Raw genomic sequence first — 14,723 nt, 5'->3', positions numbered from 1 at the left:
GGCCAGTGGCGGTGCCTACTGGGCAACCATCTCAAGGCCCATGAAACGGCGCACACGCGCCATCGCGTCGCCCGGCTCCGCACCGGAATGGCGCAACTGGTCGGGTGTGACATCGACCTGCAGCAAGCCGTTCTCCATGAACACGATGCGGCGCGAGATCTGCAGCGCAAACTCCATCTCGTGCGTCACGATCAGCATGGTCATGCCTTCCGCAGCCAGATCCTGAATCACCTTGAGCACATCCCCCACGAGTTCGGGGTCGAGCGCTGACGTGGGTTCATCGAACAACATCACGTCGGGGCGCAACGCCAGTGCCCGCGCGATGGCCACACGCTGCTGCTGCCCGCCCGAAAGCTGGTGCGGGTACTTGCTGGAATGGGCCAGCAAGCCCACCTTGTCGAGCAGGCGCAAGGCTGCGGCCCGTTGCTCGTCGCGGCTGCCCTGCCCATGCAGGCCAGGCGCCATCAGAATGTTTTGCAGCACGGTCAGATGCGGGAACAGATTGAAGCTCTGGAACACCATGCCGATGCGGCGGATGCCTTGCCGTGTGCGCTGGGCATCGACCGGTGCGCCGCCCTTGATGTAGCTTTCGCCGAACAGCACGATCTCGCCTTGGTCGATGCGCTCCAGCGCATTGACGGTGCGAATGAGTGAGGTCTTGCCCGAACCCGAGGGGCCAATGATGCTGATCACATCGCCGGTGGAGACCTTCAGATTCACGCCCTTGAGCACGGCGTGAGCGCCGTAGGCTTTGTGAATGTTCTGCAGCTCCAGCGCCGGTGGCGCCCCGCTGCCGGGCACGGCAGCAGCGACCAGCGGCGCGCTGCCCAGGCCCGCGCGGAGCTCGGACAGCATGGGCTCGAGCAATGCATCGGGCTGGCGGCGACCCAGCTCCAGGCGGCGCTCCAGCGCATTGAGCATGGCCCCGAACACCGTCACGATGGCCACGTAGTAAACGGCCACAGCCAGCAGGGTTTCAAGAATGAGGAAGTTCTGCGTGTACAGCCGCTGGCCAGTCAACAGCAGTTCGGGCAGGGAAATCACCGACACCAGTGAGGTGAGCTTGATGATGGTGACGAACTCGTTGATGAGCGATGGCAAGGCGATGCGAAATGCCTGCGGCAACACGATGCGCACCTGGGTGGCCAACCAGCCCAGCCCGAGGGCATGGGCCGCCTCGCGCTGCCCCTTGACCACCGACTGCAAGCCGCCTCGGTGGATTTCGGCCATGTAGGCGGCTTCGGTCAACACCAGGCCAACCAGACCGGCCAGAAACGGAATGCTCAGCACCACCCCGGTGGCGGGAAAAATCTGCGGCAAGTTGTAGACAAACACCAGCAGCACCAGCAACGGCACGCTGCGAAAGAACCAGATGTAGCAGCGGGCCGGCCAGCGCAACCAGCGCGCGTGTGAGGCATCGGCCTGGGCCAGGCCGAAGCCCAGCACCAGTCCGAACAGCCACGACAAGGAGCCCAGCGCGATCACGGTCGCACTGGCCCGGTAGAACGCCCCCATGGAGAACAGCGAAAAGAAGTAGGTCCAGTCCAGTTGCATGGCGAGCGTCCTGAGGCTTGGCGGGTGGGCGGCTTACTTGACCGGCGTGAGTTCGTATTTCTTGATCAGCGCGTCGTACTCGCCGGTCTTGTGTATCGCCGCCATTGCGGTTTCGAACGACTGCTTGAGCTCGGCATTGCCTTTCTTCACGTAGATGCCCAGGGTCTGCGGGTACACCAGGCCGGGCGAGCTGATCGCCACACGGCCCTTGGTTTTTTCCACGATGATCTTGGCCGCACCCGCGATCTCCATTTGCGCGTCGACGCTGCGCGACATCATGGCCTGCGAAACTTCGGGGGCGGTCGGGAACTCCATCACCTTGATGGCGCTCTTGCCGTTGGCCTTGCAGTATTCATCGGACAGGGTCTGGAGTTGCTTGACCCAGGAGGTACCAGCCTGCAGACCCACCTTCAGGCCGCACAGATCCTTCTCGGTCTTGGGCAGCACCTTGCTGTCTTTGGCCACCATGATCAGGGCACCAGTGCTGGCATAGGGAACCGCATCGGCCTGCGCCAGACGCTCAGGCGTGATGTAGAGCCCGGAGATCACGGCATCGTGCTGACCTGCGGCCAGGCCAGGGACCAGACTGACAAACTTGGCGTCGGTCAGTGCGGGCTTGAGCTTCATCTCTCGCGCCAACAAGGCGGCCATATCCGGGTCGAAGCCGACGATCTTGTCACCGTCGTACGACTCGAAGGGTGGGTAGGTGGGCTCCATACCCACCTTGAGGACGCCGGGCGCCAGGGTCTGCGCCTGAGCCCCAGCGAGGCAGCCGAAACCGATGAGGGTGGCCAGCGCGGTGCGGGTGAAGGAAGTGGTCAGTTGGGACATGGCAAGAACTCCTGTAGAGAAGGGAACAACAAGGAAAGACAAAGGAAGAGACAGAGGGGAAACCGAACAAAGAAGGGGTTACGGACCGTGCTCAGGGCGCCAGGGCCTCGGCGGCCGGTGCGTCTTTGAGGGTCTTGAACTGGCCGAAGCTGGTGGTGCCGCGAGCCTGGGCCGGCAGTTGCAGCTCACCGCTGGCGACGCGCTCGCGCAGGTAGGTGTAGGTCTGCAGCGCCATGCTCCACATGTGTTCACCGATGGTGATGTCGCCATAGCGGGCGCGGGCTTCGCCTGTCGGGTCGAAGGCCGGCAGCGGCTCGATGCGGGTGTCGTAGTCGCAGGCGAAAAACAGCGGGAACGAGTAGCGCTCGTGCCGCACCTTGCGCACCCGGTGCGTGGTGGCCACGAAGGCACCGGCGGACATCACCTCCAGCATGTCGCCCACGTTGATCACGTACAGCTCTTCGCCATCCACGGTCAGGGGCGGCGCATCGACCCAGGTGCCCTGGTCGTTCAGCACCTCCAGCCCATCCTGGTCGGCCAGCAGCAGCGTGAAGCACTCGTAGTCGGTGTGGGCGCCGATGCCCGGGGTGTCTTCCGCCGTGGCATCCACCGGGTAGTGGATCAAACGCAACTTGGAGGGCGGACAGGTGACATAGGCGTCAAACGCATCTTCGGCTTGACCCAGTGCAAGGGCAAAGGCCCCCATGAGCCGTCGACCCAAGCCAAACACACTGTCGTAATAGAGGGAAGTTTCCTCACGAAAGCCGGCCAATTCAGGCCATTTGTTGCTCCCGATCAAGGGAAGGCCTGCTTGCACCATGGGGTGGTCGTCGCCGGCATCGAACCCGATGTCATAGGCCTCTTTGTGATCGGGCTTGCCCATGCCGTAGATTTCTTCACCCTCGGGCACAAACCCTTTGTGGCCACGGCCCAGGCCGATGTAGTGGTCCATTTTCCAGTCGAGGTCCTGTGCGAAGAACCGGACGGCGGCGTCGCGAAGACCCCGGATGTGCTCGGCGGGAACGCCGTGGCCCTTGATGTAGAAAAAGCCCACGTTGCGCGCGGCATCGCCGAGCTGATCGGCCACGGCTTGCCGGTCGGCCACGTTTTCGCTGAAGAGGCCGCGGATATCGATGACCGGCAGCGATTCGAAGTTGGGTTGAGCGTTTTGAGTCATGGTGTGGTGCGGGTTTTTAACGATTCAAGGCAGAAGTGGTCGCCGAAGTGGCGGCGCTCCAGCGCGCGAAGTGCTCGGCTTCGGTTTGGGTCATCCATTGGTTGAGCGTCCAGACGTCGGCGATTGGCGCCTGCGTGAACGGCAGCCGGAACGTGTAGCCATCGGGGCCGAACTCGGGCGTGAGCGTGGTCACCGAATAGCCTCGGGCGCGCTGCGATGCCCAGACGCGCTCCCACACGTCTTGGTGGAAAGCCAGCTCACTGGCGTACTCCGGCGCCGCCGGGTGCGGGACCTGCGCGCCTTGTGCATAGCCCACGCGGGCCTGCACGTGGTGCACGCGCTCGATGAAAGGCGTGAGATCGTCCACGGGATCGTTCAGCAGGCGCTCACACACCACCACCCAGTGGCTGATGTCGGTGGTGAAGCGCAGCTGGGGCAACTGGGCGATCAGGTCCAGCGTCAGCCAGGGGCTGTAGAGCGAGGTGGCGCGGTGGGTTTCGAAGCTGCACACCACGCCCGCCACATCGGCCAGTTCCAGAGCGTGTCCGAAAAACGCCACTTGCTGATCCAGGCTCCAGCGGTCGTTGCCCGCCAGGATGTTGAGGAAACGCGGCTGGGCAACTTGCGCGGCATCCAGCGCCGCGCGCAACCGGTCCCAGTGTTGCTCCATCGTCCAGCGCTGGTCGGGAATCACATCGCCGCCGGTGAACACCACGGCGATGTACGCCAGGTCTTCCTGCTGCAGCGTGTGGCGCAGCGCCTGAACAGCACCGGTTTCGATGGGCAAGCGGGCTTCCACACCCATGCAACCAACGGCACGCAGCTCGGCCGCGCACTGGCCCCAATCGCCTTGCCAGCCCCAGAGAGAACGGAAAAGATCAATGTTCATGCTGCAGCCTCCAGCACAGGCAAACGCCCCCGGGTCGCGTGGGCGTCGGCCAGCAGGCACAGCAGTTCGAAGGCCATGGTCGCGCCCACCAGGGACGTCGCCCCCCCGAGGTCGAACGGCGGGCTCACCTCCACCACATCGGCCCCCACCAGATTCAGCCCTTGCAGGCCGCGCACCATGTGCTGCGCCTGCAAGGTGGTCATGCCCCCGATCTCCGGCGTGCCGGTTCCGGGTGCGTAACAGGGATCGAGACAGTCCACGTCGAAGCTCACGTAAGTGGGCCCATCACCCACGATGTCACGCGCCTGCGCAATCACATCGTCCATGTCACGACGGGCAAATTCTTCCATGAAGATCACGTGAATACCGGTGTCGCGGGCAAATGCCAGGTCTTCGGCATCGTAGATCGAGCCGCGAATGCCGATCTGCACCGTGCGCTTGGGATCGAGCAAGCCCTCTTCCACCGCTCGGCGGAACGGCGTGCCGTGCGTGTAGCGCTGGCCACCAAAATAGCTGTCGTTGGTGTCGGAGTGCGCATCAAAGTGCACCATGCCGAGCGGTTCTCCACGTGCGATGCCGCGGAACACCGGCAAGGTGATCAGGTGATCGCCTCCGACCGACAAGGGTCGAACCCCGGCTTTGTTGAGCCTGGACACAAAGGCGTCAATGCTGTCCAACCCGGCCTGCACGTCCATCGGTGCGAGGGGAATGTCGCCCACATCGGCCACGCGCGCCAGGTCGTACGGTGCGATGTGGCTCACATGGTGCACACGCCGCATCAGACTCGACTGGTTGCGCACCTCGCGTGGGCCATGGCGCGCACCTGCCCGGTTCGTCGTGCCCGCATCCCAGGGGATGCCGAGCAAGGCGATGTCCAGCTCGGACAAGCGGTCCATGGACCACATGGGCAAGCGCATGAAGGTGGGCAGCCCCGCATAGCGCGGGATCTGAGCAGCGTCTTCGGGTTGGGGGTAGGTGGATGAAGTCATGGTGAAGGTTTCCTGGGATCAGCGATAGGCCACGCCGGGCAAGACGCACAGCATTTCGAAAAGGAGGTTGGCCGCCAGTTGCGATGTGTTGCCACTGACGTCGTAAGGGGGAGAAACTTCCACCAGGTCGCCGCCGACCAGTTGCAAGCCCTTGCAGCCCCGCACGATCTCCAGCGCCTGGATGCTGGTGAGGCCCCCCACTTCCGGCGTGCCTGTGCCAGGAGCCCACGCAGGATCTATGCCGTCGATATCGAAGCTGAGGTAGACCGGCCCCTGCCCCAAGGTGGTGCGCACCTCTTCCATGAGCGGGTTGAGCGAGCGGTGCCAGCACTGCTCTGCCGTGAAGAGCTTGAAGCCTTGGTTCACGCCCCACTGGAAGTCATCACTGGTGTAGCCCTGGGCGCGCTGGCCGATCTGCACCACGCGCTGGCAATCGAGCAGGCCCTCTTCCACCGCGCGCCGGAACGTCGTGCCATGGGCGATCTTCTCGCCGAACATGTCGTTGTTGGTGTCGGTGTGGGCATCCACATGGATGAGGCCGATCGGCCCATGCTTGCGGGCCAGCGCACGCAGGATGGGCAGCGTGATGGTGTGGTCTCCGCCCAGCGTCAAGGGCACCACCGGGAACGGAGAAAGCGCCTCGTAATAGGCTTCGATGATGCGCACCGATTCCAGCAGGTTGTAGGTGTTGATGGGCACGTCGCCCAGATCGGCCACCTGCAGCGCATCAAAGGGGGCAGCACCCGTGGCCATGTTGTAGGGGCGGATCATCACCGACTCGTTGCGGATGCTGCGCGGACCAAACCGGGTGCCGGCGCGCAGCGAGGTACCGATGTCCAGCGGCACACCGATAAAACCCACATCGAGCCCTTGCGGGCTGTCAGCGGCGGGCAGCCGCAACATGGTGCCGCGCCCGGCAAATCGGGGCATTTCGTTGCCGCTCTGCGGCTGGTTCAGGGTGGGTGTCATGTCGGTCGGGCTCCTGGCACATCAACAAATGAATCGCTTGGATTGCATTTTTGAAGCATGTGCTGGCACGACAAATGCTCAGAACCAAATATTCAGTTCTGAAAAATCAAAACCATCCCATCGCCATGTTCCACCCACCCGATCTCAAACTGCTGCGCATCTTTGTCGCCGTTGCCCACCACCAGGGCTTTGCAAAAGCCCAGCAGGATCTCAACCTCAGCACCTCGGCGATCAGCACCTACATGGGCCAGCTTGAATCCCAACTGGGGTTCAAGCTGTGCGAGCGGGGCCGAAGCGGCTTCTCACTCACGGAAAAAGGCGAACGCCTGCTCGTGGAAACCCAGCGCCTGATCGGTGAACTGGACGGGTTCGGCGCCTATGCGTCCTCGCTCAAAGGCGATTTGTCGGGCAACCTGAAGCTCGGTGTGCTGGACTCCACCGTGACCGACCAGACCCTGCCCCTGCCCGAGGCCATCGGGACCTTCTTCCAGCGCCATCCGGCGGTGCACCTGAGCCTGTTCGTGAAAAGCCCGTACGAGCTGCAGGAAGGCGTGCTGAACAACGACCTGGACCTGGCCGTGGGCTTTTTCCCCAGCCGCGCGCCCGGCCTGGTGTTCCATCCGCTCTACCGTGAGCAGCAGTGGCTGTACTGCAGCGACCGGCACCCGTTGTACAAGGAGCGCCAGATTCCGGAGGCGCTGGTGTCGGAGCTGAACGTGGTGCGGCGCAGCTACTGGAGCCAGGCCGAACTGGGGCGCCATGGTTTCAAGCGCAGTGTGGCCACGGTGGAGAGCATGGAGGCCCTGCTGATCCTGATCTTGTCCGGTGCCTACGTCGGCTACCTGCCCGAGCACTTCGCCCAGCCCTGGGTCGACCAGGCCCGCCTGCGGGTGCTGCTGCCTGCGGCCTTCGGCTTCCAGTCGCAGTTCTCGCTGGTCACCCGGCGCGGCCGTGGTCGCGAGGCGCCGATCCATGCCATGCGGGACCTGCTGCTGCGCAAGATGCGGGGTTGACGCCGCATCGCGCCGGCCACCCTGAATCGCTCAAGGCAACGGTGCTTGCCGCGCGCGATCCAGCCCGCGCATGCGCAGAGCGCAAAAAGCGGCCACCACCGCACAAACTGAGGACAACCAGAACACACTGGACAAGCCCAAAGATGCGCTCAATACCCCCCCACCCACGCCACCCAGCACACCCGGCAACCCATAGGCCACCACGGTGTAGAGCGCCTGGCCCCGCCCGCGCAGGCGGCCCGGAAAATGGTGGGACAACAGGGCGATGCACACCGTGTGGTGCGCGGCAAACGTGATCGCGTGCATCGCCTGCGCGAGCAGCAACAGAGGCCACACCAGCGGCAAACCGGCGGTCAGCGCCATGCGCACCGCCATCAAGGCGGCGGCCAGCACCAGCCAGCTCGACAGTGCAAGCCTGGGCAACCAACGCCCTTGCGTGAAAAACCAGCCGATTTCGATCACCACCGACACGGCCCACAGCAAACCGATCACGGTCTTGCTGTACCCCAATTCGTCGAGGTAGAGCGAGAAAAAAACATAGATGAAGATGTGCGCCAACACATGGAAAAAGGCCGCCGCAAAAAACCAGCGCACAGCGGGCTGTCGCAGCACGGGACGAATGTCCGGGTGAACGGACTCAGTCGTTGAGGCCTCTTTGAAATCCGGCAAACACCACACACTGATCAACACGGCGCTCAGCGTGGCCAGCGTCCATCCCGGGAAGTGCCCCATGCCATAGCGTTCGAACCACCAGCCCGCCACCACCACCGTGACCAGGAATCCAAGCGACCCCCAAAGCCGCACACGCCCGTAGCGCCGGGCATCAAAAATTCCGTCCTGGCTGACCAGGTGCGCCAGCGCAGCTTCGCTCATGGGCATCATGGCGCTGGTGTGCGTGAACATGAGCAACAACACAAAGAACAGCCCCACCCCACCCAGCGGTGTCCACAGAGCCAGCGACAGCAAAAAGGCCACGGTCGCGCCATATCGCAAAAGCTTCACGCGTTCGCCGGTGCGATCGCTCAGCGTGCCCCAGGCGTAAGGCGCAAACAGGCGTGTGGCCGACTGCACCGAAGTCAGCACGCTGATGGCGATCAGGCTGAAACCCAGGTCCTTGAGCCACAGAGGCAGGTAGGGATTGAAGAAACCGATGTGCGCGAAATAGCTGGCCGACAAAGCCGCAAAGGGCAACAACTGCCGCCGGGTTGTCATGCGGCGGCCCAAGCTCTGTGCCGACGCATGCTGGCGTACCGACTGGCCGCGCGCACACTCAGGACTGGAGGCAACGGGACCGAATCCCAGCCTGTTGAGAAAGGCCGGGTCACCCCATCAGCCGCGCCCGGCGGCAGCGATATCGGGCGTGCCCACCTTCACGTCGCCACACTGGGCCCGGTGCAGCAAGGCGTGGTCCATCACCACCAGGGCCAGCAACGCTTCCATGATCGGAGCGGCGCGAATGCCCACGCAGGGATCGTGGCGTCCCTTGGTGATCACTTCGGTGGGCGCTCCGCTCACATCGATCGAATCGCGCGGGATCAGGATGGAGCTCGTGGGCTTGATGGCCACCGACACATCCAGGTCTTGCCCTGTGCTGATACCACCGAGCACGCCACCGGCTTTGTTGCCCTGGAAGCCACCGGGGGTCAACGAGTCGCCGTGTGTGCTGCCCCGATCGCTCACGCTGGCAAAGCCCGCGCCAATCTCCACGCCCTTGACGGCGTTCAGACCCATCATCGCGTAGGCGATGTCGGCATCGAGCTTGTCGTACAGCGGTTGCCCTAACCCCACGGGCATGTTGCTGGCCACCACACGCAGGCGCGCACCACACGAATCGCCGCTCTTGCGCAGCTCGTTCATGAAGGCCTCAAGCGCCGACACATCGGCCACGGGCGCAAAAAACGGGTTTTGAGGCACGTGGTCCCAGCTCTCAAAGGGAATCACCACGTCGCCGATCTGCGTCATGCAGGCGTGAAACGCGGTGCCGAATTTCTCCTTCAACCACTTTTTGGCCACCGCCCCCGCCGCCACGGTGGGCGCGGTCAGGCGAGCGGATGAGCGCCCTCCACCGCGTGGATCGCGGATGCCAAATTTTTGCCAATAGGTGTAGTCGGCGTGTCCCGGGCGGAACGTCTGCAGAATGTTGCCGTAGTCCTTGCTGCGCTGGTCCGTATTGCGGATCAGCAGCGCAATGGGCGTGCCCGTGGTTTTGCCCTCATAAACCCCCGACAGGATTTCCACTGCGTCGGGCTCGTTGCGCTGGGTCACAAACTTGCTGGTGCCCGGGCGGCGGCGGTCCAGATCCGCCTGGATATCAGCCTCACTGAGCGCCATGCCGGGTGGACACCCGTCGATCACGCAGCCGATGGCCGGGCCGTGGGATTCACCAAAGTTGGTGACTGCAAATAGGGTGCCGAAGGTGTTGCCGCTCATATGCATGGATTATCCCAGAGGCGCCCTCTGTACAAAGAACCCGTGCCGCGTGTCGTGCCAGAACGTCCGGCCACCCCTTTTTAGGCAACCAGCGTGTGAAAAGCCACAGAGAATGCCGGATTGGGAACAAAACCCCCTTAGCCCTTGAGCAGATGCAATCTGCACCAGCGGTTCATCCGTCCGGCGCGCGGTCGTCTTTACCGCCAACGCAGGCCCTCAGACTTCACTGACCCACCTTCAAACCCATGCAACGCCGACATTTCCTTGCAAGCGCCTCTGCGCTGACCTTGCCCGCCGTTTTCTGCACACGCTTCGCCCGAGCCGCCACAACCCCCCCCAACAACGCAATGATCGTTGGCTGCTCGGCCGCACTGACTGGCCCGTTGGCCGGCTTTGGGCAGGGTATTCAACAAGGTGTCAACGCTGCCTTTGCCGAAGTCAACGAGCAGGGTGGCATCAACGGCCGACCGCTGCATTTTGAATTGATCGATGACGCCTACAAGCCCGAGAGCAGTGTCGACAACGTTAAACAACTGCTGTCCAGCAGCAAGGTCTTGGCGCTGATGGGTTGCATGGGCACCCCCAACAACACCGCCATCATGCCGCTGATCGAAGCCAGCGACGTGGTGCACCTGGGTCCTCTGACAGGGGCAGCCAGCCTGCGCAAACCGTCCATCAAAAACGTCTTCCATGTGCGCGCAGGCTACAACGACGAAGTCAAGCGCCTGGTCGACAACCTGGTGTCGATGAATTTGCGCGATCTGACCATTGCCTACCTGGACAACGGCTTCGGCAAAGAGCTGCTGCAGGTAGGCCTGACCGCGCTGTCCGCCAAAGGCCTCAAGGCCGTGGCACAGGTGGCGGTCGCCACCGATGGCAAAAACGTCGACAGCGCCGTGAACGAAATCCTGGCCTCCAAACCTTCAGCTGTGCTGTTGTTCACGGCGGGCAGCGTGTCTGCCGCCCTCACTGCAGCGGCCCGAAAAGTTTCGCCAGGGCTGCCGATCGCAGGCTTGAGCGTCACGTATACCGCGGCCGGCATCACCCAGCTGGGTGACAGCGCTTCGGGGATTGCCCTCACGATGATCATGCCCGACGCGCAGGCTGCAAAACACCTGATTGTGCGGCGCTACCAAAAAGCCATGCGCGCCCTGGACCAGTCCGACTTCAATCCCAGCAGCCTTGAAGGCTACGTCAATGCCCAGCTGATGATTGAAGGCCTGAAAAAAGCGGGCACCAACCCCAACCGAAGCAAAATCCGCGAGGCCATTGGCGACATCCGCAACATGGACCTCGGCGGTTTCCGGGTCGACTATTCGGCGCCGTCCACCCGTGTGGGTTCGGACTATGTCGACTTGGGCATTCTGTCGAGAAACGGGCGTTTTCTGGGCTGATCATCGCGTCAGTCTGGGTGCCCCCAGGGCTCAAACAATGGCGCCAAGGGGCGCCATTTTTGTGTCCGCGCTCAGCCCAAGAGGCATTCAGGGTGCCAGGTTGCCTGTGCAAGACCAACCTCGCGCCGTGTTTTCGCCGCTGATCAAGGAAGCGCTTGAAGTCGCCCGCCACATTTGACCCGTCAACATCCTGCGGCATGAGATGTGCTTTATGCTGCATTGCAGCAAGATCGCTGCTGTCTTCCCCTAGGAGTGCACCATGTTGGACCGAACCACCACCCAGTTCTCCCACGTCAAACCTGCCGACACAGATTACGTGGCCGGTGGCCTGCGCGACTTTTTCCTTTACCGCGATCTCGGTATCGCAGAAGCCACCCATGGCAAGGTCATTGCCCATCTGGTGAAGGCGAATCAAGCCCCCGACAAAGGCACAGGATGGCACCGCCACGAAGCCGATTTTCAGATCGTGATCATGGTCAAAGGCTGGGCCAAATTCATGTACGAAGACAAGGTCACGCTGGTTGAAGCGGGCGACTGCGTGCACCAGCGCCCCGGTATCCGCCACTTCCTGTTCGATTACTCACCCGATATGGAATACCTCGAAATCGTTTCGCCCGCCGATTTCAAAACGGTCAGCGTCGAGGCACCAGCGTGCGACATTCCTGAGCCCGCGCCCTGGAAGTAAGCACCGGTGTACCGCTGGGGCAAGACGCCAAACCCCCAGCAACATGGCCTTGACCTCGGCGTTTCCGGGTCAAAGACACAGCCCCCTTCGAGGGGCCGCAAGCAGCCCATGTGGCCAGAAAAATCAAAACTCCGCGTCCAGCTCGTCGATCTCATCCGACTCGGCTTCGGCCGCAGCCACCCACTCTTTCACGGCGGGCAGCGCCATGACGGCTTCGCAATAAGCCACGCAAGGGGGATCCAGTGGCACGTCGTAGGTCATGAACCGTGTGACCACGGGCGCAAACATTGCGTCTGCGATGCACGGCTTTGCACCAAACAGAAATGGCCCGCCATAGGTCGTCAGGCATTCGCTCCAGATCGCCTCAACGCGCTCGACGTCAGTCTGGGCACGTGACCACACCTTGAATCCAGGGAAATGCGCCTTGATGTTCATGGGCAACGAGGCACGCAGCGCTGAAAACCCCGAGTGCATTTCGCCGCAAATCGCCCGGCAATGGGCACGCGCCTTGCGATCCATCGGCAGCAACCCGGCTTTGGGCTTGATTTCATTGAGGTATTCGCCAATGGCCAGCGTGTCCCAGACATGCACGCCGTCATGATCCAGTGACGGCACGCGCATGGAAGCGGAGAGCAACAACATCTCCGCCTTCATGGCAGGGTCGTCCGGGGAAATCACGTGCTCTTCGAAATCCAGCTTGGCCAGGCGCGCCATCAGCCACCCCCGCAATGCCCATGCCCCGTAGTTCTTGCTGCTGATCGTTAAAACCGCTTTGGTCATTGATTTCTCCTTGAGAAGCGACACACTGAGCAAGCCCTGTGCCACGATTTGACCGCCATTTGCACAAAATTGGGGCATACAAACTTGGCCTGATCCTTGCGTGAGACCCCCATATCGATCAACGGAGACACCCATGCTGTATCAGGCTTACCAACTGCAGTCCGACCTGATGTCACCGATGCGCCTCACGGCGCAGCACCTCAGTCAGTCGCTCTGGATGGAAAAAACCGAGCGCAGCGTGTTGCGCAAAGTGACCGCCGCTTGCGACGTGCTATCTCGCCTGCGACTCACACACAGCCGCCCTCCTTATGACATCCAGCGTGTGGTTTCTGAAGGCAGCGAGGTGCCCATCGTGGAAGAATGTGTGCTCACCCTGCCTTTTGGGTCGCTGCTGCACTTCCGCAAAGACGACAGCACACTGCCCTCGCACCCCCCGGTGTTGCTGGTGGCCCCGCTGTCGGGCCACTTTGCGACCCTGCTGCGCGAAACTGCCCGCACCCTGTTGCAGGACCACGATGTTTACATCACCGACTGGCACAACGCCCGCGATGTTTCTTTGCGCCACGGCGCCTTCAGTCTGGACGACTACGTCACCTACATGATCCGGTTCACTGAGGCCATCGGCCCAGGCGTGCACATGGTGGCGGTCTGCCAGCCCTGCGTGGCGGCATTGGCGGCCACCGCCATCATGGCCGAAGACGACAACCCGGCCCAACCCAGCAGTCTCACGCTGATGGCCGGCCCGGTGGACTGCCGTGTCAACCCCACCGAAGTCAACAGGCTCGCCACCAGCAAGCCCATCGAGTGGTTCAAGAAGAATCTGATCAGCCATGTGCCATTGCCCCACGCAGGGTTCATGCGCCGCGTTTATCCCGGTTTCGTGCAACTCAGCGCTTTCTTGAGCATGAACCCGGAACGCCACAAACAGTCGTTTCGCAACATCTACGACCACCTGGAAAACGGGCGCACCGAAGAAGCCGCCACCATCCAGAATTTTTACGAGGAATACTTGGCGGTCAACGATCTGCCGGCCGAGTTCTATCTGGATACCGTGGAAAAAGTCTTTCAAACCTACGATCTGCCGCGCGGCGCGCTGCAATACCAGGGCCGCACGGTCAATCCAGCCGCCATCCGCCGTACCGCGCTCATGACGGTAGAGGGCGAGCGGGACGATATCTGTTCCGTCGGTCAGACAGTTGCCGCACAAGACCTGTGCAGCAGCGTGCGCCCTTACCGCAAGACGCACCATGTTCAAACGGGTGTCGGTCACTACGGCGTGTTCAGCGGGCGCCGATGGAATCAGCAGATTTACCCGCGGGTCAGGGAAATGATTCACGCCAACGCGGCTTGAACTCAATCGTCTCAGAAACAGAAATGCCCCGGAAAACGGGGCATTTCTGTTTCCAGCTGCGCTCAAACGTCAGGGGAAGTTGGGTTCGTTTTTGCCATCCGTGGTTTCTTCCTGGGGCCAGTCACGGATATACGCCTTGAGCATCTTGTTCTCAAAATTCTGGCTATCCACCACGGCCCGGGCCACATCGTAAAAGCTGATGACGCCCATCAGCATCTTGTTGTCCATCACCGGCATGTATCGGGTGTGGCGCTCCAGCATCAAGGGGCGAACCTGTTCCAGCTCGGTCTGGGGCGTGCAGCTCATGGGGTGATCGTCCATCACCGCCCGCACCGATTGGTCGCCCACGTTGCCGCCGTTCTTCGCCAGGGTATGAATCAACTCCCGGAAGGTCAACATCCCCACCAGCTCCCCGTGCTCGATCACCGCCAGCGAGCCGATATCGCGATCGGCCATGCTTTCCACTGCCTTGGTCAGGGGATCGTCGGGGTGGCATGTGAACAGGGTTCCGCCTTTGACGCGAAGGATGTCACTGACTTTCATGGCTGTTCTCCTCTGAGGTGCGTTGTCGCCAGCCCGTCTGGCATGGGAACGAATATAGCCCACAATCGTGGAAAAACCCACGAAGAGCCGCCGCCTGCGCGACCATGGCCCTTGCTGC

The 14,723-nt window shown here is 62.3% G+C and carries 14 protein-coding genes; 4 read left to right on the top strand and 10 right to left on the bottom strand.

Annotated features, from left to right (window positions below; translation table 11 throughout):
- Positions 1-15: 15 nt before the first annotated feature.
- The 6 genes from E5678_RS02125 to speB (E5678_RS02100) all read right to left on the bottom strand — a co-directional run bounded on the left by E5678_RS02125 (position 16) and on the right by speB (E5678_RS02100) (position 6,409).
- Positions 16-1,554 (bottom strand): amino acid ABC transporter permease/ATP-binding protein, encoded by a 1,539-nt coding sequence (locus E5678_RS02125; RefSeq protein ID WP_136177000.1) that lies wholly within the window; start codon positions 1,552-1,554, stop codon positions 16-18.
- A gap of 33 nt (positions 1,555-1,587) precedes the next feature.
- Positions 1,588-2,385 (bottom strand): ABC transporter substrate-binding protein, encoded by a 798-nt coding sequence (locus E5678_RS02120; protein ID WP_136176999.1) that lies wholly within the window; start codon positions 2,383-2,385, stop codon positions 1,588-1,590.
- Between the two features lie 91 nt (positions 2,386-2,476).
- On the bottom strand, positions 2,477-3,562 hold the full coding sequence (locus E5678_RS02115) for a 2-oxoglutarate and iron-dependent oxygenase domain-containing protein (RefSeq protein ID WP_136176998.1): 1,086 nt from the start codon (positions 3,560-3,562) through the stop codon (positions 2,477-2,479).
- 16 nt (positions 3,563-3,578) lie between these two features.
- Positions 3,579-4,451, bottom strand: coding sequence for a TIM barrel protein (locus E5678_RS02110; protein ID WP_136176997.1), 873 nt, complete (start codon positions 4,449-4,451; stop codon positions 3,579-3,581).
- Positions 4,448-5,440: an agmatinase gene (gene speB, locus E5678_RS02105; RefSeq protein ID WP_136176996.1), complete on the bottom strand. Its 993-nt coding sequence runs from the start codon at positions 5,438-5,440 to the stop codon at positions 4,448-4,450. Before speB (E5678_RS02105) ends, E5678_RS02110 begins: the two co-directional genes overlap by 4 nt.
- An 18-nt stretch (positions 5,441-5,458) precedes the next feature.
- Positions 5,459-6,409, bottom strand: a complete 951-nt coding sequence (gene speB, locus E5678_RS02100; RefSeq protein ID WP_136176995.1) for an agmatinase — start codon at positions 6,407-6,409, stop codon at positions 5,459-5,461.
- Between the two features lie 125 nt (positions 6,410-6,534).
- Here speB (E5678_RS02100) and E5678_RS02095 point away from each other — a divergent pair, with 125 nt between their 5' ends.
- Positions 6,535-7,422: a LysR family transcriptional regulator gene (locus E5678_RS02095; protein ID WP_136176994.1), complete on the top strand. Its 888-nt coding sequence runs from the start codon at positions 6,535-6,537 to the stop codon at positions 7,420-7,422.
- A gap of 30 nt (positions 7,423-7,452) precedes the next feature.
- Here the strand turns inward: E5678_RS02095 and E5678_RS02090 are convergent, their stop codons facing one another.
- The gene (locus tag E5678_RS02090) at positions 7,453-8,634 is read right to left on the bottom strand and encodes an MFS transporter (protein WP_136176993.1); all 1,182 of its coding nucleotides are present in this window, start codon (positions 8,632-8,634) and stop codon (positions 7,453-7,455) included.
- 117 nt (positions 8,635-8,751) lie between these two features.
- Positions 8,752-9,852, bottom strand: a complete 1,101-nt coding sequence (gene aroC, locus E5678_RS02085; protein WP_136180588.1) for a chorismate synthase — start codon at positions 9,850-9,852, stop codon at positions 8,752-8,754.
- Positions 9,853-10,097: 245 nt separating this feature from the next.
- Here aroC and E5678_RS02080 point away from each other — a divergent pair, with 245 nt between their 5' ends.
- Positions 10,098-11,246 carry an ABC transporter substrate-binding protein gene (locus E5678_RS02080; protein ID WP_136176992.1) on the top strand — a complete coding sequence of 383 codons (1,149 nt, stop codon included), beginning with the start codon at positions 10,098-10,100 and terminating at the stop codon, positions 11,244-11,246.
- 259 nt (positions 11,247-11,505) lie between these two features.
- Positions 11,506-11,931, top strand: coding sequence for a cupin domain-containing protein (locus E5678_RS02075; protein ID WP_136176991.1), 426 nt, complete (start codon positions 11,506-11,508; stop codon positions 11,929-11,931).
- 123 nt (positions 11,932-12,054) lie between these two features.
- Here E5678_RS02075 and E5678_RS02070 read toward each other — a convergent pair whose 3' ends face one another.
- Positions 12,055-12,711: a glutathione S-transferase gene (locus E5678_RS02070; protein WP_136176990.1), complete on the bottom strand. Its 657-nt coding sequence runs from the start codon at positions 12,709-12,711 to the stop codon at positions 12,055-12,057.
- Between the two features lie 133 nt (positions 12,712-12,844).
- Between E5678_RS02070 and phaZ the strand changes: the two genes are divergently transcribed.
- A complete protein-coding gene (gene phaZ / locus E5678_RS02065; RefSeq protein ID WP_136176989.1) occupies positions 12,845-14,062 on the top strand; it encodes a polyhydroxyalkanoate depolymerase in 1,218 nt (405 codons plus the stop codon).
- Positions 14,063-14,131: 69 nt separating this feature from the next.
- On the opposite strand, the gene E5678_RS02060 is transcribed toward phaZ, so the two are convergent.
- Positions 14,132-14,605 (bottom strand): CBS domain-containing protein, encoded by a 474-nt coding sequence (locus E5678_RS02060; protein ID WP_136176988.1) that lies wholly within the window; start codon positions 14,603-14,605, stop codon positions 14,132-14,134.
- Positions 14,606-14,723: the final 118 nt, after the last annotated feature.

Origin of the sequence: Hydrogenophaga sp. PAMC20947, assembly GCF_004795855.1 — a bacterium.
GTDB lineage: Bacteria > Pseudomonadota > Gammaproteobacteria > Burkholderiales > Burkholderiaceae_C > Hydrogenophaga.
This window is presented reverse-complemented; position numbering and strand designations above follow the sequence as displayed.